This is a genomic window from Micromonospora coerulea, assembly GCF_016598485.1.
Classification (GTDB): domain Bacteria; phylum Actinomycetota; class Actinomycetes; order Mycobacteriales; family Micromonosporaceae; genus Micromonospora; species Micromonospora coerulea.
In genome coordinates, this window is record NZ_JAEMUW010000103.1 from 1 (window position 1) to 835 (window position 835).

The 835-nt window shown below is 69.5% G+C and carries 1 protein-coding gene; it reads right to left on the reverse strand.

Annotation, left to right across the window (positions count from 1 at the left end):
- Window positions 1-28: 28 nt before the first annotated feature.
- Window positions 29-835 (reverse strand): transposase (locus I8N68_RS32475; RefSeq protein WP_234041014.1); only part of this gene is annotated, 807 nt, incomplete at its 5' end.

An 835-nucleotide genomic window follows, 5' to 3' on the forward strand; every position in this document is an offset into this window, starting at 1 on the left:
GATGCTCCTGTAATGCAAGCCGGGCTGGTCAGACCCCCGCGAGGGCTGTGGATGACGGGGGCCGGACGCGCAGGGATTCCAGAATCAGCGGATAGACCTGGCGTGCGATGTAGCGCTTCAAGCATCGGGAGATGTCTCTGTTGCTCAGCCCTTGCTCGCGTCGTCGCTGGACGTAGGTCAGCGTCTCGGCATGGCAGCGCATCCGGTTGATCGCGACGATGTAGAGCGCCCTGTTGGCCATCCTGTCCCCGCCACGGTTGAGTCGGTGCCGGTCGGTGCGACCGGAGCTGGCCGGGATGGGCGAGACCCCGCAGAGCGCGGCGAACGCACTCTCGTCGCGGATGCGCTCGGGGTTGTCGCCAGCGGTGATGAGCAACTGCGCGGCGACTTCGGGGCCGACGCCGGGCAACTCCATCAGCCGCGGCGCGGCCTGTTGGAGCAGGACCTGCAGGTCGAGGTCGGCGGCCCGGATCTCGCGGTCCAGGTCGATGATCCGACGCGCCAGCCGGCGTATCGCCGTCTTCGTCGCCGCTATCGGATCGGCGAGGTCCAGGGCCGGCCGCAACGCGGCAGCGGTGATGATCAGCTCCGAGTTACGCAGTTCCAGGAACTGGGCCCGCAGCGGCTCTGGTGCGGTGCGGACCATACCGACCAGGGCGTTGGTCGCCGCGGTGCGCGACTTCACCGCCGAGGTGCGGGCCGCCCGGATGACCCGGATGGCCTCCACCTGTCCGTCTCGGTTCTTCGGGGTGGTGGACGCGGTGCCGGCCAGGACGGCCCGGGCGGCGGCTTCGGCGTCGATCGGGTCGGACTTGCCACGCTGACGGCGCATCTT